Source organism: Variovorax sp. 01T432 (assembly GCF_056398605.1).
Map to the genome: position 1 here is coordinate 48,901 of NZ_JBFTPS010000004.1, position 20,881 is coordinate 69,781.

18 protein-coding genes are annotated in these 20,881 nt (G+C 67.7%); 8 read left to right on the top strand and 10 right to left on the bottom strand.

Annotated features, from left to right (window positions below):
• The 5 genes from AC1DNF_RS04265 to AC1DNF_RS04285 are packed head-to-tail and all read right to left on the bottom strand — an operon-like array spanning nucleotide 1 to nucleotide 6,769.
• A complete protein-coding gene (locus tag AC1DNF_RS04265) occupies nucleotides 1-1,203 on the bottom strand; it encodes a thiolase domain-containing protein (protein WP_478147305.1) in 1,203 nt (400 codons plus the stop codon).
• A 25-nt stretch (nucleotides 1,204-1,228) separates the two neighbouring features.
• The gene (locus AC1DNF_RS04270; protein WP_478147306.1) at nucleotides 1,229-2,206 is read right to left on the bottom strand and encodes a Bug family tripartite tricarboxylate transporter substrate binding protein; all 978 of its coding nucleotides are present in this window, start codon (nucleotides 2,204-2,206) and stop codon (nucleotides 1,229-1,231) included.
• Nucleotides 2,207-2,246: 40 nt separating this feature from the next.
• Nucleotides 2,247-3,389 (bottom strand): acyl-CoA dehydrogenase family protein, encoded by a 1,143-nt coding sequence (locus AC1DNF_RS04275; protein ID WP_478147307.1) that lies wholly within the window; start codon nucleotides 3,387-3,389, stop codon nucleotides 2,247-2,249.
• 23 nt (nucleotides 3,390-3,412) lie between these two features.
• On the bottom strand, nucleotides 3,413-4,606 hold the full coding sequence (locus tag AC1DNF_RS04280; RefSeq protein ID WP_478147308.1) for an acyl-CoA dehydrogenase family protein: 1,194 nt from the start codon (nucleotides 4,604-4,606) through the stop codon (nucleotides 3,413-3,415).
• Nucleotides 4,607-4,618: 12 nt separating this feature from the next.
• Complete coding sequence (locus tag AC1DNF_RS04285; protein ID WP_478147309.1) at nucleotides 4,619-6,769, bottom strand: acetate--CoA ligase family protein; 2,151 nt, start codon at nucleotides 6,767-6,769, stop codon at nucleotides 4,619-4,621.
• Nucleotides 6,770-7,098: 329 nt separating this feature from the next.
• On the opposite strand from AC1DNF_RS04285, the gene AC1DNF_RS04290 reads away from it, so the two are divergent.
• From AC1DNF_RS04290 to AC1DNF_RS04325, 8 genes are all read left to right on the top strand, one after another.
• Entirely contained in the window at nucleotides 7,099-7,857 is a 759-nt protein-coding gene (locus AC1DNF_RS04290) for a GntR family transcriptional regulator (protein WP_478147310.1), read from the top strand.
• 20 nt (nucleotides 7,858-7,877) lie between these two features.
• A complete protein-coding gene (locus AC1DNF_RS04295) occupies nucleotides 7,878-8,264 on the top strand; it encodes a RidA family protein (protein WP_478147311.1) in 387 nt (128 codons plus the stop codon).
• A 20-nt stretch (nucleotides 8,265-8,284) separates the two neighbouring features.
• Nucleotides 8,285-9,286 (top strand): amidohydrolase family protein, encoded by a 1,002-nt coding sequence (locus tag AC1DNF_RS04300; protein ID WP_478147312.1) that lies wholly within the window; start codon nucleotides 8,285-8,287, stop codon nucleotides 9,284-9,286.
• 45 nt (nucleotides 9,287-9,331) lie between these two features.
• On the top strand, nucleotides 9,332-10,567 hold the full coding sequence (locus AC1DNF_RS04305) for a Rieske 2Fe-2S domain-containing protein (protein WP_478147313.1): 1,236 nt from the start codon (nucleotides 9,332-9,334) through the stop codon (nucleotides 10,565-10,567).
• Nucleotides 10,568-10,650: 83 nt separating this feature from the next.
• Nucleotides 10,651-11,625 (top strand): Bug family tripartite tricarboxylate transporter substrate binding protein, encoded by a 975-nt coding sequence (locus AC1DNF_RS04310; protein ID WP_478147314.1) that lies wholly within the window; start codon nucleotides 10,651-10,653, stop codon nucleotides 11,623-11,625.
• Between the two features lie 20 nt (nucleotides 11,626-11,645).
• Nucleotides 11,646-12,614 carry a PDR/VanB family oxidoreductase gene (locus AC1DNF_RS04315; protein WP_478147315.1) on the top strand — a complete coding sequence of 323 codons (969 nt, stop codon included), beginning with the start codon at nucleotides 11,646-11,648 and terminating at the stop codon, nucleotides 12,612-12,614.
• 30 nt (nucleotides 12,615-12,644) lie between these two features.
• Nucleotides 12,645-13,433 (top strand): crotonase/enoyl-CoA hydratase family protein, encoded by a 789-nt coding sequence (locus AC1DNF_RS04320; RefSeq protein ID WP_478147316.1) that lies wholly within the window; start codon nucleotides 12,645-12,647, stop codon nucleotides 13,431-13,433.
• Nucleotides 13,434-13,438: 5 nt separating this feature from the next.
• Nucleotides 13,439-14,803 carry a 3-hydroxyacyl-CoA dehydrogenase gene (locus AC1DNF_RS04325; RefSeq protein WP_478147317.1) on the top strand — a complete coding sequence of 455 codons (1,365 nt, stop codon included), beginning with the start codon at nucleotides 13,439-13,441 and terminating at the stop codon, nucleotides 14,801-14,803.
• A 76-nt stretch (nucleotides 14,804-14,879) separates the two neighbouring features.
• On the opposite strand, the gene AC1DNF_RS04330 is transcribed toward AC1DNF_RS04325, so the two are convergent.
• From AC1DNF_RS04330 to AC1DNF_RS04350, 5 genes are all read right to left on the bottom strand, one after another.
• Nucleotides 14,880-15,326, bottom strand: a complete 447-nt coding sequence (locus AC1DNF_RS04330; protein WP_478147318.1) for an SRPBCC family protein — start codon at nucleotides 15,324-15,326, stop codon at nucleotides 14,880-14,882.
• A 202-nt stretch (nucleotides 15,327-15,528) separates the two neighbouring features.
• Nucleotides 15,529-15,966 carry a CBS domain-containing protein gene (locus tag AC1DNF_RS04335; protein WP_478147319.1) on the bottom strand — a complete coding sequence of 146 codons (438 nt, stop codon included), beginning with the start codon at nucleotides 15,964-15,966 and terminating at the stop codon, nucleotides 15,529-15,531.
• Between the two features lie 44 nt (nucleotides 15,967-16,010).
• Nucleotides 16,011-17,066, bottom strand: coding sequence for a 2-oxoacid:ferredoxin oxidoreductase subunit beta (locus AC1DNF_RS04340; RefSeq protein ID WP_478147320.1), 1,056 nt, complete (start codon nucleotides 17,064-17,066; stop codon nucleotides 16,011-16,013).
• Entirely contained in the window at nucleotides 17,063-18,922 is a 1,860-nt protein-coding gene (locus AC1DNF_RS04345) for a 2-oxoacid:acceptor oxidoreductase subunit alpha (RefSeq protein WP_478147321.1), read from the bottom strand. The genes AC1DNF_RS04340 and AC1DNF_RS04345 overlap by 4 nt, the downstream gene beginning before the upstream one ends.
• On the bottom strand, nucleotides 18,919-20,754 hold the full coding sequence (locus AC1DNF_RS04350) for an FAD-dependent oxidoreductase (protein ID WP_478147322.1): 1,836 nt from the start codon (nucleotides 20,752-20,754) through the stop codon (nucleotides 18,919-18,921). The genes AC1DNF_RS04345 and AC1DNF_RS04350 overlap by 4 nt, the downstream gene beginning before the upstream one ends.
• Between the last annotated feature and the right edge of the window lie 127 nt (nucleotides 20,755-20,881).

Consider the following 20,881-nt stretch of genomic DNA (forward strand, 5'->3'; position numbering starts at 1 on the left):
TCAGACCCTTTCGAGAATCAACGTGCCGGCGGTGTGGCGTGATGCCAGCGCACCGCCGATGCCGTTGGCCAGTGCCAGTCTGCAGTCGGGCACCTGCACGGCCGGATGGGCCTCGCCGCGCAACTGGCGCACTGCCTCGATGATCTTGGTGACACCGCCGCGGTTGGCGGGATGGTTGTTGCACAGGCCGCCACCGTCGGTGTTGAAAGGCAGCTTGCCGACACCGGAGATGAGGTTTCCGTCGGCCACGAACCTGCCGCCCTCCCCCTTCCTGCAGAAGCCCAGGTCTTCCAGCTGCATCAGCACGGTGATGGTGAAGCTGTCGTAGAGCGACGCATACTGGATGTCGGCCGGGGTGACACCTGCCTCGGCAAAGGCCAGCGGGCCCGACCATGCGGCCGCGGAGTAGCTCAGATCCATCTTTCCGCCCATGCCATGCTTGGGCGCTTCACCCGTTCCTCGCACCTTGACCAGCGGTCGCCCGAGCTGGCGTGCGATCTCGGGCCGCGCCACGATGATGGCGCCACCGCCGTCGCTCATCACGCAGCAATCGAGCCGGTGCAAGGGGTCGCTCACCATGGGCGAGTTCACCACCTCTTCCACCGTCACGACGTCGCGCAGCATGGCCAGCGGGTTGTGCTGTGCATGATGCGAGGCGGCGACCTTGATCCAGGCCAGCTGCTCGCTCGTGGTGCCGAATTCATGTATGTGGCGCTTCGCCACGGCGGCATAGAGATTCTGTGTCGCCGGTCCATAGGGCAGTTCGAAAGCGAGCTCGGGCGCATCGGGGTCCGGCGGCTTCAGGGCCAGCGGGGCCCTGCCCTTGCCGTCCCTGGCGGCGGCCTGCGCGGCGGCCATCTGCGCGCGCGGGCGCCCGGCCAGCGTGATGAGAGCCACGTTGCAGCGGCCGGCTGCAATGGCCTCGGCGGCGTGCGCCACATGCAGGATGGGCGCGGAACCGCCGCACTCGGTGGAATCCACGTGGCGCAATTTCAGGCCCAGGTATTCGGCCATGGTGGCCGCGCCCAGGCCTGGCGCATCTCCGGCGCAAAAGTAGCCATCGATGTCGCCTTTGGACAGGCCGGCGTCTTCAAGTGCACCCCTGGCCACATCGGCATGCAGGCGCGCCACCGACAGGTCGTCCGCCTTGCGCGTGGGATGTTCATAGGCGCCTACGATGTAGGCGGATCCGTTCAGACTCATGGGGTGACTCTTGGTTGGGAAATGACTACTGCTCGGGCGTGAAGCCGGTGGCCTTGATGATGGGCGCCCAGTACGCCAGTTCCTTGCGCTGCAGCTTGTCCATCTCCTCCGCCGGGCGGAAGTCCGGGCTCAACGTGGCCTTGTTGATCAGAATGTCCCGAACTTCGGGCAAGCCGAGCACCTGCTTCAACGCGTTCTGCATCCGGTCCAGCTGCGGCGCCGGAGTCTTGGCGGGCGCCCACATGCCGGTCCACGCATCTCCCGTGTCGATATTGATGCCCTGTTCAATGAACGTGGGTACATCGGGCAGCAACGGGGAGCGCTTGCTGCCGAACACCGCCAGGACGCGCACCCTACCGCTCTTCTGGTGCGGCAGGATGTCACCCGCGGTCATCACGCCGGCGGGGACCTGGCCGCCCAGCAGATCGGTGACCAACGGCCCGTTGCCGCGGTAGGGGATCGCCTGCAGGTCGACGCCGATGGCCTTGCCCAGCTGAATGCCGCTGAAGTGGGTGTGCCCGCCGGCCCCGGCGGTGCCGAAGCTGCCCTGCTTGGGATTGGCCTTGACCCAGGCCTCATATTCCCTCGCCGTCTTGACACCGCTGTCCTGCCCCACGGCCAGCGCAAGCGGATAGGACACCATGATGCAGACCGGCGCGAAATCCTTCAGCATGTCGTACCTCAGCACGGCCTGCGGATACAACAGGGTCTGGAACACCGGCGTGGCGTTGGGCGCGATCATGTACGTCAGGCCATCAGGGGCGCTGGCCTTGAGCGCCTGGGCAGCGATGCGGCCACCGGCGCCGGGCTTGTTCTCGATGATGAGGGGCTGTTTCAGCACCAGCGACAACTTCTCGGCAAGCAAACGGGCCACGGTGTCGGTCGAGCCACCGGGCGGGAATCCGATCAGGATCTTGATGGGCTGGTCGGATTGGGCATGGGCGGCCAGCGACAGGCCCAGCAGCGCGGCAAGCAGCGCCGAATTGAAAGTCTTGCGATTCATCTTTGTTGTCTCCGATTGAAAATCCGCTCACAGGAAAGCTTCATTCGCGGACCGATGCCATGCGCCGGAGGTGCCAGGCGGCGTCGCCGAACAGCTGGCCGATGACCATCAGGCGCTTGGCGTAGTGGCCGACACGGCATTCGTCGGTCATGCCCATCGCACCGTGCATCTGGATGGCCCACAGGCCGATCTGGCGACCCTGCTGGCTGACCAGCACCTTCGCGGCCGATACGAGGCGACGCCGTTGCACGTCGTCGCCCGCCTGGACCGCCATGGCGGCAGCGCAGGCCATGGACTTGAGCTGCTCCAGCGCGATCGTCATGTCGGCCAGGCGGTGCTGCAGCACCTGGAACTTGGCCAGCGGGGCACCGAACTGCTTGCGGGTGCGCAGGTGCTCGACCGTGTGCATCAGCAGGGCATCGACCGCGCCCACCGCCTCGGCGCACAGGGCGGCGATGGCGGCGTCCAGCGCGGCTTCCACGGCATCGGCGGCCTGTCCCGGCGCGCCCAGCATGCGATCGACACCGGCGGCCACGTTCGTGAAGCGGACATGGGCGGCACGGCGGCCGTCCAGCGTGTCGAAGCCCTGCACCTGCACGCCGGGCGCGTTGGCGTCGACCGCGAACACGGCCAGGCCGTCGCGATCGCCATCCGGACCGGGAGCGGGGTCGGCGGTGCGCGCCACCAGCAGCAGCAATCCGGCCGTGTCGCCATGCAGCACCAGCGTCTTTCGGCCATTGAGCAGGTAACCATGCGGCGTGACACTGGCCCGGGCCTGCACGCGCTGCCAGTCGTATCGCGCGCCGTCTTCGTACAGCGCCACGGCGGCCTGAAGGCGACCGCTGGCCAGCGCCGGCAGCCACTGCCGCTGTTGCTCGGGCGAGGCCAGCCGATTCAGCAATTGCCCCGCCATGACCGTACTGGAGACGAACGCCCCGCCACCCAGGGCGCGGCCCAGTTCCTGCGCGACCAGCATCACCTCGACCGGCCCCTGGTGGCTGCCGCCAAGATCGGCTGCGAAGGGCAAGCCCGGCAGACCCAGTTCGGCCATGGCGGCCCAGCGCTGCGCCGTCTGCTGCGGCGTCTCGATGCTGCCTCGGCATTCGGCGGGATATTCGCCATCGCAAAAACGCTGCACTGCATCGCGCAGCGCCAGATGATCGTCGTCAAGGGAAAAATCCATCGTCAATCCTTGCGCCTGGTGCGTCAGAACGCATCCAGAGCGGCGCGTGCAATGAGGTTGCGCTGCACTTCGTTGGTGCCGCCATAGATCGTGAACTTGCGCGAGTCGAGGCAGTTCGCTGCCAGCGCAACCAGCGACGCGTCAGTGGCCGCTTCATCGAGATGCTCCAGGAACTGCGCCTCGAGCGAGAAAGGCACGGCATCGGGCCCGGCGATGTCCACCAGCGCTTCGTAGATGGCCTGCCGCAACTCGGTGCCGCGCACCTTGAGCATGGAGGCCTCCACTGCCGGGATGCGGCTCTGCTGGTTGGGGCTGAGCAGGCGCAGCGCGGTGAATTCCAGCGCCATCAGCTCGACCTCGAACTGGGCCAGCCGCGCCTGCAGCAGGGCATCGTCCGCCAGACCTTGCTGCTGCGCCAACCGGCGCGCACGCGCCAGCTGCTGCTTGCACGAGCCGATGCCGGCGATGCCGGTGCGCTCGTGGCCCAGCAGGTATTTCCCGCAGGACCAGCCCTTGTGCCGCTCGCCCACCAGGTTCTCCACCGGCACGCGCACGTTGTCGAGGAAGCACTCGTTGAGATCGCTGCCGCCTTCGAGCATCCGGATGGGGCGTACCGTCAGGCCCGGTGAACTCATGTCGATGAGCAGAAAGGAAATGCCCTCTTGCGGCTTGGAGGCGCCCGGGTCGGTTTTCACGAGCGCGAACATCATCGAACACCATTGCGCATACGAAGTCCAGACCTTGTGACCGTTGACCACGAAGTGCTTGCCGTCGGGCTCGAGCACGGCCGTGGTGCGCACGGCCGCCAGGTCGGAGCCTGCGCCGGGCTCCGAGAAGCCCTGCGCCCACCAGGTGTTGCTCTGGCGAATATCGGGCAGATACTTGCGCTTCTGTTCCTCGGTGCCGAAGGCATGCAGCACCGGACCGAGCATCAGGATGCCGCTGGCGATGATGCGGGGTGCGCCGCCCAGCAGGGTCTCCTCGTCGAAGATGTAGCGCTGCACATGGCTCCAGCCGGGGCCGCCATGCTCGACCGGCCAGCCGGGCGTGAGCCAGCCGCGCGTCTCGAGGATGCGGAACCAGGTCACGTAGTCCGCGTGCTCCAGCCGCAGCCCGAGTTCGACCTTGCGATGGATATCGGCGGGCACATGGTGCTTGACGAATTCGCGCACTTCCAGCCGGAAGGCTTCGTCCTCAGGTGAAAACTGCAGCTTCATGAATCCGGCTCCTCAGGCGGCAGTGACCGCCACCAGCGCGTCCAGCGCCAGCACCGGCTCGGCCGAACCGGCCGGATAGGCCACCAGCGGGTTGATGTCGATCTCGGTGATCTGCGAGTTGGCACGCATCTGCGCTCCCACCATCGCCACCACGCGAGCGATGGCCTCGAGATCCACGCCGGCCGCGCCGCGGACGCCTTGCAGCACCACGGCGGCCTTCAGGCGACCCAGCTCGACCACGATGTCTTCCTCGGCCATGTCGGCCGGGATCAGCCGCACATCGTGCAGTGCTTCGATCCATATGCCGCCCAGGCCCACCAGCACGACCGGGCCCCAGTCGACGTCGCGCCTGGCGCCCACGACCAGCTCCAGGCCGCGGGGCCCCATGGTTTCCACCAAGGCGCCGTCGAGCTGCAGCTCGGGGCGATGCCGGGCCACATCGTCATGCAGGCGCCGCCAGCCGTCCCGCAGCGCGGCCTCATCGGCGAGGCCGACGAGCACACCGCCCACATCGCTCTTGTGGGGCAGCTCGCTGGCCTGGGCCTTGAGCACCACGGGGAAACCAATCTCGCCGGCGATGCGCACGGCGTCATCGGCGCTGCGCGCCAGCGCCCCCTTCGGCACCGCCAGGCCGGCCCGGGCCAGCCATGTCTTGCCCTGGTACTCGGCAAAGATGCCATTGGGCGGCACCGCACCCGGCAGCGGCAGCGCAGCGGCCTGGCCGCGGGTGGCGCGAGCGGCACGCTGCAGCGCCTCGCCATAGGAGGCCACGCGTCGCAGGGCACGCAAGGCGCGATCGGCGGAGCGGAACAACGGCACGCCGCTCGCCTCGATGGCATCCATGAAGAAAGGCTCGACGGGGCTGCCGTCGCCCGTCAGCACCAACACCGCTGGCTTGGATGCCCTGGCGATGGCCGGAACGATGTGCTCGGCCTTGTCCCTTTGCGCCATCACCGGTCCCACCGGAATGGCCAGCACGATGCTGCCCACGCGATCGTCTTCCAGCATGGTCAGCAGCAGTTCGCCGATCAGGCCCGGCTGGCGCACCCCGATGGTCGTGTAGTCCAGCGGGTTCTCGGGCACGGCAAATGCGGGCAGCAGGGCCCTGAGCCTGGTGACCGTGGCGGGCGCAAGCTCCGGCAGGTGCAGCCCCAGGTCGTCGGCGAAATCGAGCGCGATGTTCTTCATCGCGCCGGAGCCGGTCATGAAGGCGGTGCCGCCGGCCGGCGGCCGCGGGTAGCGCAACAGGATGGCCGTGGTGTCCAGTAGCTCGTCGAGCGACTCGACCACCACCACCGCCTCGCGCCTGAGGAGCGCACTGGCGGTGGCGTGATCACCCGCCAGCGCACCGGTGTGCGACTGCGCCGCCTCGCGGGCGCGGGCGCTGCGCCCCGGCATCAGCAGCACCACGGGCTTGCCCGCCACACGCGCCCGGGCGGAGAGCTCCAGGAACAGTCGCGGACGGCGGATCTGCTCCGCATAGATCGTGATGACGCGGGTTTGCGCATCGCCGATGTAATGCGCAAGCACATCCTCCACGCACACCGAGACCTCGTTGCCGGTCGAGAACACGCAGGTCACGGGGACGCCGCGACACAGGAATGCATCGCGCAGGGTGGCCGCCATGAAACCGCTTTGCGCCACCACACCCACGCCGGGGCGGGATTCGCGCGGGCGGGCCGCCAGCGGCTCGAAGGTGACCGGGATGCCGGCCGCGAGGTTGCTGAAGCCCATGCAGTTCGGCCCGACCAGCACGATGCCGGCCGCGCGCGCCGCGGCGGCCAGCGCATGCTGCCTGGCCTGTCCGTCCTCGCCGGCCTCGGCGTAGCCGGAAGCGAACAGGACGGCTGCGTGGCAGCGCCGCGCCGCCAGACCCTCGACCGCGTCCAGCACGCCCGCCTCGGGAATGGCCAGCACCGCCAGATCGATGCTCTCCGGCAGTTCGTCCACCGTCTTCACGCAGGCACGGCCGTGGATCTCCGGGCTGCTGCGGCTGACCAGATGCAGCTGGCCCTCGAAGCCGAAGCCCTCCAGGTTGGCCTGGACGAAGCCGCCGAAGGCACGCGGATCGGCCGAGGCGCCGACGATCGCGATGGAACGAGGCCGCAGGATGCGGTCGAGGGACTGGGCCGGCATGTCCGAGCCCGGGGCGAAAGCGCTCATCCGGTCAAACCTTTGTTGGGTGGAAGGCAGCAGGTGAACCCCACTTGCGCCCGATGCTGCAAATTCTGGCATACAAATGTGCGCTGTCAATATACCAGTTCACCGTATTTGGTGTTCGTCAGGGTTTTCGCCTACGACGTATCGCACGCTCAATGGCCATCGGGACGGCGTCGCCACGAACAAGAAGGCTCGCCAAGGCCGAATGGCGCGCCCCTCGCTGCCAGGCCACAGAGGCAGGCATACCATGGATACTTGATCGACATTTCTTCTTGTCGTGGTATCGCAATAAATACTTCTTGCATACCACATTAACTTAGAGGTATATTTTCATGCCTATGGAACACCGCATCTCCGCTGCCGCCCCGCTTGACGCCGAAGCCGACCCCTTCATGGCGGTCGACGAGGCGCGTCCGCGGGCGGGCCGCGCCAACGAAATCCGCGCCGCGCTTCAGGAGGAGATCGAAAGCGGCAAGCTGCCTCCCGGCAGCCCGCTCGACGAGCGGGCCCTGGCCCTGCGCTTCCAGGTCTCCCGCACCCCCGTGCGCGAGGCGCTGCAGCAATTGGCTGCGCGCGAACTCGTGCGCATCGCGCCGCGCCAGGGGATGAGCGTCGCGCGCCTGTCCATCAGCCAGGTGCGCGCCATCATGGAAGGGGTGGGCGAGCTCGAGTCCACCTGCGCCAAGCTCGCCGCCCGCCGGGTGGACGATGAACTGCGCAGGCAGCTCGACGAAGCGCTGCAGTTGTGCCAGGACGCGGCCGTGGAAGGCGGCACCGAGGAGTACGCCATGGCCAATGCCCGTTTCCACGAAGTCATCTACGCCGGCAGCCGCAACCCCTACCTGGCCGACCTGATCCGCAACGCACGCCGCCAGATCCACCGCTATCGGCTGCGCGACTTCGTCACCAGGGCGCAGATCAACCAGTCGCTGCAGGACCACCGCAAGATCGCGCGCGCCATCCAGGAGAGTGACGAGGCCGCCGCGGCGCTGCAGATGCTGCTGCACGTGCCCTCGGGCTCGACGGGTTTCTCCGAGTTCCTGGCCCGCATTCCCATGAGCCTGTTCGAGGCCGAACCCGGCGACGCCTGACCTCAGGAAAGCCCCTCTCCATGAACCGTCCACACCGCTCCATCGACCTGCCAGGCGCCTCGCACAAGGCCCCCATCCCGGCGGCCGCCCGCGTCGGCAACATCCTGTGCTCCTCCGCCATCTCCGGCAAGGACGCGGCCACCGGGGTGCTTCCCTCGGACGCCGCCGCGCAAGCCCGGCTGGCCTTCGCCAACCTGCGCGCGCTCTTGGCGGCCGGCGGCGCCACGCTGGCCGACGTGGTCAAGCTCGCCGTCACCGTCAAGGACAACACGGTGCGCGAGGTGATCAACACCGAGTGGCTGGCCTGCTTCCCCGAGCCCCACGACCGCCCCGCGCGCCACATCACGGTCCATGACCTGCAGCACGGCATGTGGCTGCAGCTCGAGGTGATGGCCGTCGTCCGATAAACCCCGAAAGCGCTCCCCTCATGATCATCGATTCCCACGCCCACATCGTCATGCCGCCCGAGAGCTTCCGCTTCATGGCGGAGCTCGTGGGCGGGCGCGCCAATCCCAACACGCTGCCCAAGATTCCCGATGCCTCGGTCCGCAAGATGGCCGAGGAGCTGGTCAAGAGCATGGACAGCGTCGGAACCGATGTGCAGTTCATTTCGCCGCGCCCCTACCTGCAAATGCACTCGGTCAAGCCAGGCCGCGTGACCGAGCTCTGGACCACCCACTGCAACGACCTGATCGCCCGCTTCGTCGAGATGTTCCCCGAGCGCTTCCGCGGCGTGGCCGGCCTGCCGCAGTACATGGACGAGCCGCTCGACCTGCGCGCCATCCCCGAGCTGCGGCGTTGCGTCGACAAGCTGGGCTTTGTCGGCTGCCTGATCAATCCCGATCCCACCGAAGGCCTGGGCGATCCGCCGGGCCTGGGCGACCCGTTCTGGCACCCCCTGTATCGGGCGATGATCGAATTGAACGTGCCCGGCCTGATTCACTCGGCAGGCAGCTGCAGCGCCCGCGAGTCCTACACGCTGAAGTTCATCAACGAAGAAAGCATCGCCATCGTTTCGCTGCTGGGCGCCAGGACCTTCGACGCCTTCCCCGACCTGAAGATCGTCGTGGCCCACGGCGGGGGCGCCATTCCCTACCAGATGGGGCGCTTTCGCTCCTGGACCGTGCGCAAGGGTGACGCGGAGACCTTCGACGAGCAGCTCAGGAAGCTGTACTTCGACACCTGCAACTACAGCAAGGACGCCATCGAGCTGCTGCTGAAAGTGGCCGGCACGGACAACGTGCTCTTCGGCACCGAAAAGCCCGGCACCGGCAGTTCGCGCGATCCCGTCAGCGGCCGCGACTACGACGACATGAAGCCTGTGATCGAGAGCATCGAATGGCTCAGCGAAGAGCAGCGCAAGAACATCTTCGAATGCAACTGCCGCCGCGTCTATCCGCTCGCCTTCCGCAAGGACGAGGACTGCTGATCCTGCAAGCGCAGGCTCGGCCCATACGACACACTGGAGACTCTCATGCCCCTGAGCAAAGAAGACAACGACCTGCTGACCCGCGTCGAGAACGGCGCCCCGATGGGCGAGATGATCCGCCAGCACTACTGGCTGCCGGCCGCGCCCTCGTCCAAGCTCGAGGCCGATGGCGCTCCGTTGCGCATCCGCCTGCTCGGCAGGAACTACGTTGCCTTTCGCGCCACCGATGGCAGCGTGGGCGTGCTCGACGAGCAGTGCCCGCATCGCAAGGCCTCGCTGGCGCTGGCGCGCAATGAAGACAACGGGCTGCGCTGCCTCTATCACGGCTGGAAGTTCAACGTCAAAGGCGAAGTGGTGGAAGCGCCCAACCATGCCGGCAGCCAGGAGCAGTTCTGCCAGCATGTGCGCGTGAACCGCTACACCGCCGCGGACCGCGGAGGCATCGTCTGGGCCTGGCTCGGCCAGGGTGACACGCCGCCGCCCTTCCCCGACCTGCCCTTCATGGACCTGCCGCCCCACCAGCGATCGGTCACCAGCGCGGAAGTGCCGACCAATTGGGTGCAGGGTGTGGAGGCGTCGATGGACTCGTCGCACGTGGGCGTGCTGCATGAATCCACCACTCAGCTCACCTCAGGCGGCGGCAACGAACGGATGCTGATGACCAAGGCCCTGGCGCCCAAGCTGGAGTTCGAGGAGCGCCCCTACGGTTACCGCTATGCCGCCTTGCGCGCCCTGCCCGACGGCCAGGTCTATGCCCGCGTCAACAACTTCGTCATGCCCTGGTACGGGATCATCTGCCCGCCCGACGCCACCGGTCCCACCACGGTGTTCTTCTCCACCCCTGTCGACGACGTGACGCACCGCGCGTGGTTCGTGCACTTCAACTCGCACCGCCCTCTGGGCATGACGGTCATGTCGGCCTCGCCCGACGTGTGGGACTTCCCGCCCCTGCCGCCCGGCGACGCGAAGGACAACTGGGGCCAGAACCGCGACCTCATGAAGCGCGGCCACAAGACCGGGTTTCCGCAGCATCTGGGCACCGAAGACTTCGCCATGTTCCTGAGCCAGGGACCGATCGCCGACCGCACCGACGAGCAGCTGTGCTCCGCCGACGGCGCCGTCATCCGCGTGCGCCAGATGCTGCTGAAAGCCGCGCGCGAATTCATGGAAGGCAAGGCGCCGACCCTGGCGCACCACCCCGATCTGGACTATCGGAAGATCCGGTCGGTGGGCGGCGTGCTGCCCGTCGGCAGCGACTGGCGCGCCCTGGCCGACGCCTGAAACCGGCGCGGTCCGCTGCCGGGCAAGGGTGCGCAAGACATCCGCGGGCAGAGGCTCGAATGCACATCGATTCAGGGACATCCATGAAGCTCACCCGTCGCGACCTCCTGCTGTCCAGCGGCGCCTTGCTGGCCTCGCCCCAGGCCAGCCGGGCCCAGAACAAGCCTTTGATTCGCATCATGGTCGGCTTTCCGCCAGGCGGCGCGACGGACGCCATCGCCCGCGTGATCGCCAACCAGCTGCCCAGCCTGCTGGGTCAACCGGTGATCATCGAAAACAAGCCCGGCGTGGGGGGCCGCATCGCGGCTGACGCCGTACTTGGGGCACCCGCCGACGGCCTGACCTTCATGGTGGCGCCCAACGCCACACCGACCTTTCAGATGCTGGTCTTCGGCCGCGAGATCCACTGGAACATCCTGAAGGACTTCAGCCCGGTCGCGACCCTGGGCTCGTATCCGCTCGGCATGGGGGTGGCGCTGGACACGGGCGCCAACAACGCGCGCGAGTTCATCGATTGGGTGAGGCGCAATCCGGGCAAGGCCAGCTTCGGCACACCGGGCCTGGGGGGACAGAACCACTTCCTGGGCGTGCAACTGGCCACGACGACGGGCATCGACCTGCCGGTGACGCCCTACAAGGGGACACCGCCCATGGTGACCGATCTCGTGGGCGGCCATGTGCCCTCCGCCATCAGCCTGATCGACGGCATGATGCCGCACCATCGTTCCGGCAAGATCCGCGTGATCGGCATCTTCACCAAGGCGCGTTCGCCGCTGATCCCGGAGATTCCCACCTTTGCCGAACAGGGCATCGACGTGACCTCCGGCGAAGGATGGACCGGCATGTGGGCCCGCGCGGGCACGCCGGCGGCCGCGGTCGAGCGCATGCAGAAGGCCGTGCAGCAGGCCCTGCGGATTCCCGAGGTCGCCAACCTGCTCAGCCGACAGCTCTGGGTGCAACCGGATTTCCGCACCGGTGCGGAGCTGGACGCGTTGCAGCGCGCCGAGCTGGCCCATTGGGAACCGATCATCAAGGCCTCCGGCTTCAGGCCCGAGTGAGTTCTCCGGAAAGCCCTGGCATGAGCACACAAGAAACACTGCAGGTCCGCGTCCGGGCCGTGACCTACGAAGCCGAGGGCATTCTCGGGTTCGAGCTCGTGCCGATGCCGCCGCTCAGGGAGCTGCCGCCTTTCACGGCCGGCTCGCATATCGACCTGCACCTGCCCAACGGCCTGCTGCGCAGCTATTCACTGCTCAACGCGCCGCACGAGCGCCACCGTTACCTGATTGGCGTGAACAAGGACGCGCAAAGCCGCGGCGGCTCGCGCTACCTGCACGAGGTACTGCGCGCCGGAGACACATTGGCCGTCGGCGCACCGCGAAACAATTTCCTCCTCGACGAGACGTCTTCGCTCAACGTCTTCATCGCCGGGGGCATCGGCATCACGCCGCTCATGAGCATGATGGCGCGCAGCCAGGCCCTGGGCACGCCGTGGAAGCTCCACTATGCCGCGCGCACGCGCCGCGGCGCGGCCTTCCTTGACGTGCTGCACGGCTACCACAACGATTCCAACGTCGAGCTGAGCCTCAACTTCGACCAGGAACCCGGCGGCCGGATGATGGACCTGCCGGCRATCGTGCAGGCGCTCCCACCCGGCGCCCACGTCTATTGCTGCGGCCCGCTGCCCATGCTCGCCGCCTACGAGCAGGCGACCGCCGGCCTGCAGCCCGAGCGCGTGCACATGGAGTACTTCGCGGCGCGAGAAGCGCCCGCGACCGACGGCGGCTTCGTCGTGGAGCTGGCCCGCTCGGGCAAGACCGTTCAGGTGCGGGTCGGCCAGACCATCCTGGACAGCCTGATAGCCGAAGGCGTCGAGCCTGCGTACTCCTGCCAGGAAGGCGTCTGCGGCACCTGTGAAGTGCGCGTGATCGCAGGCATCCCCGACCACCGAGACCTGGTGCTCAGCAACGCCGAGAAGGCCGCCAACGACCGGATCATGGTCTGTTGCTCGGGCTCCCGGACACCCAGGCTGGTTCTTGACCTCTGACCTGCCCCATTCGAATCGAAAGACGAACCCATGAGTGCCCCTTTGATCAGCTACGAACTCGACGGCAACGCGGCCCTCATCGGCTTGAACCGCCCCGACAAGCGCAATGCCATCAATGACCCGCTGATCGATGAGTTGCGCGCGGCCGTGCTGCGTGCCCACGAAGAAGCCGACGTGGCCGTCCTGTTCGGTCACGGCAGCAACTTCTGCGCCGGCCTGGACCTGGCCGAAGCGCTGGCCCGGGCCACGGGCGCCATCAAGCCCCCGCGCAAGCGCCGCCGCCACAACTGGCACGAAGTGTTCGACCTCATCGCGCGCGGCCCGATCCCCTTCGTCGCCGCGCTGCACGGCGCGGTGGTGGGCGGCGGGCTGGAATTGGCCACGTCGGCACACCTGCGCGTGTGCGACGACACCGCCCTCTTCGGCCTGCCCGAAGGTCAGCGCGGCATCTTCGTGGGTGGCGGCGGCACGGTTCGCATCCAGCGCGTGGTCGGCACCTCGGTGATGACGGACATGATGCTCACAGGTCGGCTGCTGACATCGTCCGAGGGACTGCAGGAGCACATCGTGCGCTACGTCACGCCCGCCGGCGAGGCTCTGGCCAAGGCCAAGGACCTGGCCGTCCGCATCGCCAGGAACAGCGCCGAGACCAACTGGATGATCATCAACGTGCTGCCGCGCATCCAGGACATGTCGCACGACGACGGCCTGTTCGTCGAGCAACTCAACTCGGCGCGCGCGCGCCCGCCGGAGGCCGAGCAGCGCCTGCGCGAGTTCGTCGACGGCAAAGCCCTGAAACTGCAGGACAACCAGGCCTGACACCCATGAGCACTACCGATCTCTTCACCGTCGGCGATGCCGAGCGCGAACGCGCCGCCGCCCATGCCAGGTCAGCCGCCGCCCAGGCGGGGCAGATCCCCGGCATCCCCCCGGGTACGCCGCTGCGCCCCGTGCGTCGGGCTGCCGTGATCGGCGCCGGCACGATGGGCGGCGGCATTGCCATGTCGCTGGCCAACCTCGGCATTCCCGTCACGCTGATCGACGCGAACCAGCAAGGGCTCGAACGCGGCTTGCAGCGCGTGAGGGACAACTACGACGGCAGCGTCTCGCGCGGCAAGCTCGACCCGGCCCAGAGGGACCAGCGCCTCGCGCTGATCGCGGGCTCGCTGGAGATGGCCGATGTGAAGGATGCGGACATCGTGATCGAGGCCGTGTTCGAGGACATGGGCCTGAAGCAGGGCATCTTCCGCCAGCTCGACACCCTGGCCAGGCCCGGCGCCATCCTCGCCACCAACACCTCGGGCCTGGACGTTGACAGGATCGCGGCCGTGACCACGCGTGCGCAGGACGTGGTCGGCGCCCATTTCTTCAGCCCTGCGCATGTGATGAGACTGCTGGAGGTGGTGCGCGCCGACCGGACCGCGCCCGACGTGATCGCGACGCTCATGGATCTGGGTCGGCGCATGGGCAAAGTCGCGGTGCTGGCGCGCATCTACCCCGGCTTCATCGGCAATGCGCTGTTTCGCAACTACACGCGCGAGGCGCACTTCCTGGTGGAGGATGGCGCGCTGCCGCACGAGGTGGATGCCGCACTGAAGAAGTTCGGCTACGCCATGGGCATCTTCGCCGTGCACGACATGGCCGGCAACGATGTCGGCTACCAGACGCGCAAGGCCCAGCTGGCCACCCGCCCGACCGACCGACGCTGGAACGACCTGATCCTCAAGCTGTGCGATCGGGGGCGCCTCGGCCAGAAAAGCGGCAAGGGCTGGTATCGCTACGACAAGGGCGACCGCACCCCGCAGCGCGATCCCGAGGTGGAGCAGTTCATCGTCGAGGAGTCCGCCCGCATGGGGATCCGGCGCCAGCCGATGACCGAAGAGGACATCGTCAAGCGTTGCCTGTACGGCATGATCAACGAAGGCGCGAAGCTGCTCGAACAGGGCATCGCCCTGCGTCCGGGCGACATCGACATCACCTACCTTACGGGCTACGGATTTCCGGCCCACCATGGCGGGCCGATGTACCTGGCCGACCGCATCGGTCTGGACAAGGTGCTGGCCGACATCCGGCGCTTCCATGCGAAGGAGGGGTTCTGGTGGACGCCCGCCCCGCTCCTCGAGAAGCTGGTGCGCGAACGCAAGTCCTTTGCCGACCTGCAGTTATACCCCACCGGTGAAGCCCGATGATGGCCTCGGCCAGCGCGTTGTCGTCGCTGTCGCCAGGCGGCGCGCGATGTCGATCTACGGCGGCAGCAACGAGACTTCAACCGGGAATATTCGGTTCGACCAATTGAGCCAGCGCGAGAAGCGACTCCTGCCAGCCCAGGTAGCACATCTCGGCAGGAATCACATCGGGGATGCCTTCCTGCACGACGGACATCTCGGTGCCACAGGACACGGGGGTCAGCGTCACCGTGGTCTTCATGGTGCCCGGCAGGCCGGGATCGTCGAAGGTCGCATCGTATGCAATGCGTTGGCCAGGGACCAGTTCCAGGTATTTCCCGCCGAACGAGTGGCTGTGCCCGCTGCCAAAGTTGGTGAAAGACATGCGCCAGGCACCCCCCACCACGGGCTCCATCTCGTGGACCCGGCCGATGAATCCGAAGGGCGGTAGCCAGCGCTCGAAAGCACTGCGTTCGACGAAGGCACGGTAGAGCCGGTCCGGTGAGGTGCGCAGCACGCGGTGCAGACGGATGGTGTTGGTAGCCATGGTTGTGTTCTCCTGAAGTGCGGACGACGACCCTCGATCGCCGACATCGGGTATGGCCAACGCCCGGGCTGGAATCTGCCTTCGCCTCCACTGCCGGCGTCGACGGCTCGGGCGGAAACGTGCGAATGAATGTCGGAAGGAAAGGCGCCGTCGAATGGGTTCTCGACGAAGACCATTCATGCGGGCTGACACCGCGATAGTGCTACCCCAACACGTCGTTCACCTGCTCATTGAACTCCGTCTGGCTCACCGCCGCGCCGATCTCCCGCGGCAGCGCATCGCGCACCGAGAACACCCCGAGGATCTTCTTCCCCGCCACCAGCGGCAGGTGGCGGAAGCCCCGCTCCAGCATGATCACGACGGCGTCGGACACCAGCATTTCCGGCGGCACGCAGATCGGGTTGGGTGTCATCACCTCGCGCGTTGTCGTTCGGTCGGGGTCCAGGCCCCGCGCCAGCACGCGCGTCATCAGGTCGCGCTCGGTCAGGATGCCCAGCAGGGTGTCGGGCGGTTCCATGACGAGCACGCTGCCGCAATTGACGCGCGTCATCACCCGCGCGGCCTCGCGCACGCTGGACTGCGGTCCCACGCAGATCACATGCTTGCGCGAGACGGACTGAAAAACGGTACGTTCGGCCATGGTGCCCCCTCCAGAACAAGCGCTATGGTGCAACCAGGTTCGGCTTAGCGCAAGGAGGCGTTGAGACGTTCCAGCGCCCGCACGCCAGGACACAGCTCGGCGGGGCCGAGCGTGTTCAGCGGCCGGTCGACGGTGTTGAGCGCCGTGTGCAGGTCGGTGGCCAGCGGGTCGACGTAGAGCAGCCCCGTCACCACCTCGCCCATTTCCTGGTGCCGCTGCATGTGGGCCATGGCGGCGTAGCGGTCGCCGGGGTTGTAGTCGGGGTGCAGGCTGCGCAGCCGCAGCAGCGTGCCGTCGTGCTGCCGCACGTCCAGCACCTCGCCCGGGGCCATGTCCACGGTGATTTCCTCGCGTCCGCTGATGAAGTCGATGCGGCTGACCGCCTCGTTGTGCTCGCGCACGTAGTCGTAGCTCTTGGTGCTGCCCGGGTGGTTGTTGAAGGCGACGCAGGGGCTGATGACGTCGATGAAGGCGGCCCCGCCATGGCTGATCGCGCCCTTGATCAAGGGCACCAGTTGCGCCTTGTTACCCGAAAATCCGCGCCCCACGTAGGTGGCGCCCAGCTGCAGCGCCATGGCCGCCAGGTCCACCGGGCTGTCGGTGTTGACGACGCCCTTCTTGCTCTTGGAACCCTGGTCGGCCGTGGCCGAGAACTGCCCCTTGGTCAGCCCGTAGACGCCGTTGTTCTCCACGATGTAGGCCATGCGCACGCCGCGCCGCATCGCGTGGGCGAACTGGCCCAGCCCGATGGAGGCCGAATCCCCGTCGCCCGAAACGCCCAGGTACAGCAGGTCGCGGTTGGCCAGGTTGGCGCCGGTCAGCACGCTGGGCATGCGGCCGTGCACGGTGTTGAAGCCGTGCGAGGCGCCCAGGAAGTAATCCGGCGTCTTGGAGCTGCAGCCGATGCCCGAGAGCTTCGCCACGCGGTGCGGCTGGATATCGAGCTCCCAGCAGGCCTCGATGATGGCGGCGGAGATCGAGTCGTGACCGCAGCCGGCGCAGAGGGTCGAGATCTTGCCCTCGTAGTCGCGGCGCGTGTAGCCGACCTTGTTGGTGGCCAGCGTCGGATGGTGCAGCCGGGGCTTGGCGAGGTAGGTCATGCAGGCTCCTTCGTCTGGGCGGCGCCGGCGCCGGGCGCGGGCGTGGGCGCGGGCGCGGGCACATGCGCGCCGATCGCCTGGGTGATGAAGCGCGCCGTGATGGGCGTGCCGTCGAAATGCAGCACGGGAACCAGCCGGGCGGGATCGATGCCCAGCTCGTTGACGAGCAGGCTGCGCATCTGGCCGTCGCGGTTCTGCTCGACCACGAACACCTGGCTGTGTTGCGCCAGGAAGCGCGCCACGCTGTCCGGGAAGGGGAAGGCCCGCAGCCGCAGCGCGTCCAGGCGGATGCCGCGTTCATCGAGCGCCTCCAGGGCCTCCTGCATGGCCGGGCTGGTCGAACCGAAATAGATCACGCCCAGCTCCGTCTTGCCGGAGGCCAGCCGCAGCACCGGCTGCGGGACCAGGGTGGCCGCGGTCGCGAACTTCTTCAGCAGCCGCTCCATGTTGTAGATGTAGTCGGGACCGCGCTCCGAATACCGGGCGTAGGCGTCGCGCGTGGTGCCGCGGGTGAAGAAGCTGCCCTTGGTCGGGTGGGTGCCGGGCAGCGTGCGCCAGGGGATGCCGTCGCCGTCCACGTCCTTGTAGCGGCCGAAGTCGCGCCCCTGCTCCAGCTCTTCGGCGGTCATGACCTTGCCGCGGTCGTAGGCGCGGCTGTCGTCCCAGGCGAAGGCGGCGCACAGGCGCTGGTTCATGCCGATGTCCAGGTCCGTCATCACGAAGACGGGCGTCTGCAGCCGGTCGGCCAGGTCCAGCGCCGCCGCCGCGTGCTCGAAGCACTCGTGCGGGTCTTCGGGGAACAGCAGCACGTGCTTGGTGTCGCCGTGCGAGGCATAGGCGCAGCACAGGATGTCGGCCTGCTGCGTGCGGGTGGGCATGCCGGTGGAAGGCCCGCCGCGCTGCACGTTGATGATGGTGACCGGGATCTCGGCGAAGTAGGCCAGGCCGATGAACTCGCTCATCAGGGAAATGCCCGGCCCCGAGGTCGCCGTGAAGGCCCGCGCGCCGTTCCAGCCGGCGCCCACGACCATGCCGATCGAGGCGAGCTCGTCCTCCGCCTGCACGATGGCGAAGCGGTGCTGGCCGGTGGCCGGATCGACGCGGAACCTGGTGCAGTACCGCTGGAAGGCCTCGGCCACCGAGGACGAGGGCGTGATCGGGTACCAGGCCGCGACCGTGGCGCCCCCGTACACGCAGCCCAGCGCGGCCGCGCTGTTGCCGTCCACGAAGATCCGGTCGCCCACCCGGTCGGCACGCCGCACCTTCAGGCCCAGGGGCTCGCTCAGGTGCTCCCTGGCGAAGTCGCAGCCCAGGTGCAGGGCCTGCACGTTGGAGGCCAGCAGCTTCTCCTTGCCCTTGTACTGCTCGCCGAACAGCTTCTCGACCACTTCCGGCTCGATGCCCAGCAGGATGGCCAGGGCCCCCACGTAGACGATGTTCTTGAAGAGCTGGCGCTGCCGCGGGTCCTGGTAGACGGCGTTGCAGATCTCGGTGAGCGGCATGCCGATGACCCGGATGTCGTCGCGGAATTTCGACGGCGGCAGCGCGCGCGTGCTGTCGTAGAAGAGGTAGCCGCCGGGCTCGAGTTCGGCCACGTCGGCGTCCCAGGTCTGCGGGTTCATCGCCACCATCATGTCGGTGCCGCCGCGCCGGCCCATGTGGCCCTGTTCGGTCACGCGCACCTCGTACCAGGTCGGCAGGCCCTGGATATTGCTGGGGAAGATGTTGCGCGGGCTCACCGGCACGCCCATGCGCAGGATGGACTTGGCGAACAGCTCGTTGGCCGAGGCCGAGCCCGAGCCGTTGACGTTGGCGAACTTGATGACGAAATCGTTGACGCCTTCGATCTGTTTCATGCGGGCACCCCCTGCGTCGGCACGCCGTGCGAATCGCGGCAGGCGGGGCCCGCCGGCGTCATCTTCAGCAGGAATTTCTGCATGTCCCAGGCGCCCGTGGGGCAGCGCTCGGCGCACAGGCCGCAGTGAAGGCAGACGTCCTCGTCCTTCACCATCACCCTGCCCGTCTTCAGCCCGCCGGACACATAGAGGTCCTGCGCCAGGTTGAGCGCGGGCGCCTTCAATCGGGGCCGCAGGTCCGCCTCGTCGCCGTTGGTGGTGAAGGTGATGCAGTCCATCGGGCAGATGTCCACGCAGGCATCGCATTCGATGCAGGCGGCCTCCGTGAAGACGGTCTGCACGTCGCAGTTCAGGCAGCGCTCGGCCTCCTTGAAGGCGGTGGCGGCGTCGAAGCCAAGCTCGACCTCGACGCCGATGCTCGCCAACGCCTTCTCGGCCTTGGCCCAGGGCACCTTGTAGCGCAGGTCGTTGGAGGTGTTGTTGTCGTAGCTCCATTCGTGGATGCCCATCTTCTGCGACACCAGGTTGGTCATGGGCGGCGGGCGCTGCGTGACCGGCGCGGCGTGCAGCAGCTGGTCGATGGACACCGCGGCCTCGTGGCCATGGGCCACCGCCGTGATGATGTTCTTGGGGCCGAAAGCCGCGTCGCCGCCGAAGAAGACATTCGGCACCGTCGACTGGAAGGTGTCCTTGTCCAGCCTGGGCAGGCCCGCCTTGTCGAAGGCGATGCCGCAGTCGCGCTCGATCCAGGGGAAGGAATTTTCCTGGCCCACCGCCAGCAGCACCTCGTCGCATTCGAAGAAGGGGTCCGGCTCGCCGGTCGGCACCAGCGCGCGGCGGCCCTGCGCGTCGGTCTCGGCCCGGACGATCTGGAAGCGCATGCCCACCAGCCGGCCCTCGTCGTGGACGAAGGCCTTGGGCACATGGAAGTTGATGATGGGAATGCCCTCGTGCTGCGCGTCCTCCTTCTCCCAGGGAGAGGCCTTCATCTCGTCGAAGCCGCTGCGCACGATGACCTTGACGTCGGTGCCGCCCAGGCGGCGGGCCGATCGGCAGCAGTCCATCGCCGTGTTTCCGCCGCCCAGCACGATCACGCGCTGGCCGATGTGGGTGACGTGGCCGAAGGAGACGGAGGCCAGCCAGTCGATGCCGATGTGGATGCCGGCCGCCGCTTCCCGGCGCCCGGGGACATCCTCCAGGTCACGCCCGCGCGGCGCGCCGCAGCCGACGAAGATGGCGTCCCAGCCCTGCGCCATCAGGGCCTTCATCGAGTCGATGCGCTCGCCGCCGCGGAAGTCCACGCCCAGGTCGAGGATATAGCCCGTCTCCTCGTCGATCACCGACTCCGGCAGGCGAAAGCGCGGGATCTGGGTGCGGATGAAGCCGCCGGCCTTGGCCTCGCCGTCGAACACCGTCACTTCGTAGCCGAGCGGCGCCAGATCGCGCGCGACGGTGAGCGAGGCCGGCCCCGCGCCGATGCAGGCGACGCGCTTGCCGTTCCTCGGTTCGACCTTGGGCATGCGCGCGCGCACATCCTCCTTCATGTCGGCCGCCACGCGCTTGAGCCGGCAGATGGCCACCGGTTCGGGGTCCTTGGCGTTGCTCTCCTCGACCCGCCCGCGCCGGCAGGCCGGCTCGCAGGGCCGGTCGCAGGTGCGTCCCAGGATGCCGGGGAAGACGTTGGAAACCCAGTTGATCATGTAGGCGTCGCCGTAGCGGCGCTGCGCGATCATGCGGATGTACTCGGGGACGGGGGTGTGCGCCGGACAGGCGTACTGGCAATCGACGACCTTGTGGAAATAGGCCGGGTTGGCAATGTTGGTTCGCTGCAATGCGGTCTCCTGTCTGCCGCCCGGTGGCTCCGGGGGGGAGCCGGCGCGGGTCTGCCGCCAGTATGCGCCGCACCAGTGACCCCGATTCCCTGGTGGAATCCCGCAGCACCCGCGCCCCGGGCCGCCC

Excerpts from the sequence above, each read along its gene's own strand:
- AC1DNF_RS04280 (WP_478147308.1), bottom strand. The coding sequence starts at position 4,606 with ATGAAGCTGCAGTTTTCACCTGAGGACGAAGCCTTCCGGCTGGAAGTG.
- AC1DNF_RS04300 (WP_478147312.1), top strand. The coding sequence starts at position 8,285 with ATGATCATCGATTCCCACGCCCACATCGTCATGCCGCCCGAGAGCTTC.
- AC1DNF_RS04320 (WP_478147316.1), top strand. The coding sequence starts at position 12,645 with ATGAGTGCCCCTTTGATCAGCTACGAACTCGACGGCAACGCGGCCCTC.
- AC1DNF_RS04295 (WP_478147311.1), top strand. The coding sequence starts at position 7,878 with ATGAACCGTCCACACCGCTCCATCGACCTGCCAGGCGCCTCGCACAAG.
- AC1DNF_RS04285 (WP_478147309.1), bottom strand. The coding sequence starts at position 6,769 with ATGAGCGCTTTCGCCCCGGGCTCGGACATGCCGGCCCAGTCCCTCGAC.
- AC1DNF_RS04330 (WP_478147318.1), bottom strand. The coding sequence starts at position 15,326 with ATGGCTACCAACACCATCCGTCTGCACCGCGTGCTGCGCACCTCACCG.
- AC1DNF_RS04310 (WP_478147314.1), top strand. The coding sequence starts at position 10,651 with ATGAAGCTCACCCGTCGCGACCTCCTGCTGTCCAGCGGCGCCTTGCTG.
- AC1DNF_RS04305 (WP_478147313.1), top strand. The coding sequence starts at position 9,332 with ATGCCCCTGAGCAAAGAAGACAACGACCTGCTGACCCGCGTCGAGAAC.
- AC1DNF_RS04270 (WP_478147306.1), bottom strand. The coding sequence starts at position 2,206 with ATGAATCGCAAGACTTTCAATTCGGCGCTGCTTGCCGCGCTGCTGGGC.
- AC1DNF_RS04345 (WP_478147321.1), bottom strand. The coding sequence starts at position 18,922 with ATGAAACAGATCGAAGGCGTCAACGATTTCGTCATCAAGTTCGCCAAC.
- AC1DNF_RS04265 (WP_478147305.1), bottom strand. The coding sequence starts at position 1,203 with ATGAGTCTGAACGGATCCGCCTACATCGTAGGCGCCTATGAACATCCC.
- AC1DNF_RS04335 (WP_478147319.1), bottom strand. The coding sequence starts at position 15,966 with ATGGCCGAACGTACCGTTTTTCAGTCCGTCTCGCGCAAGCATGTGATC.
- AC1DNF_RS04340 (WP_478147320.1), bottom strand. The coding sequence starts at position 17,066 with ATGACCTACCTCGCCAAGCCCCGGCTGCACCATCCGACGCTGGCCACC.
- AC1DNF_RS04290 (WP_478147310.1), top strand. The coding sequence starts at position 7,099 with ATGCCTATGGAACACCGCATCTCCGCTGCCGCCCCGCTTGACGCCGAA.
- AC1DNF_RS04275 (WP_478147307.1), bottom strand. The coding sequence starts at position 3,389 with ATGGATTTTTCCCTTGACGACGATCATCTGGCGCTGCGCGATGCAGTG.
- AC1DNF_RS04325 (WP_478147317.1), top strand. The coding sequence starts at position 13,439 with ATGAGCACTACCGATCTCTTCACCGTCGGCGATGCCGAGCGCGAACGC.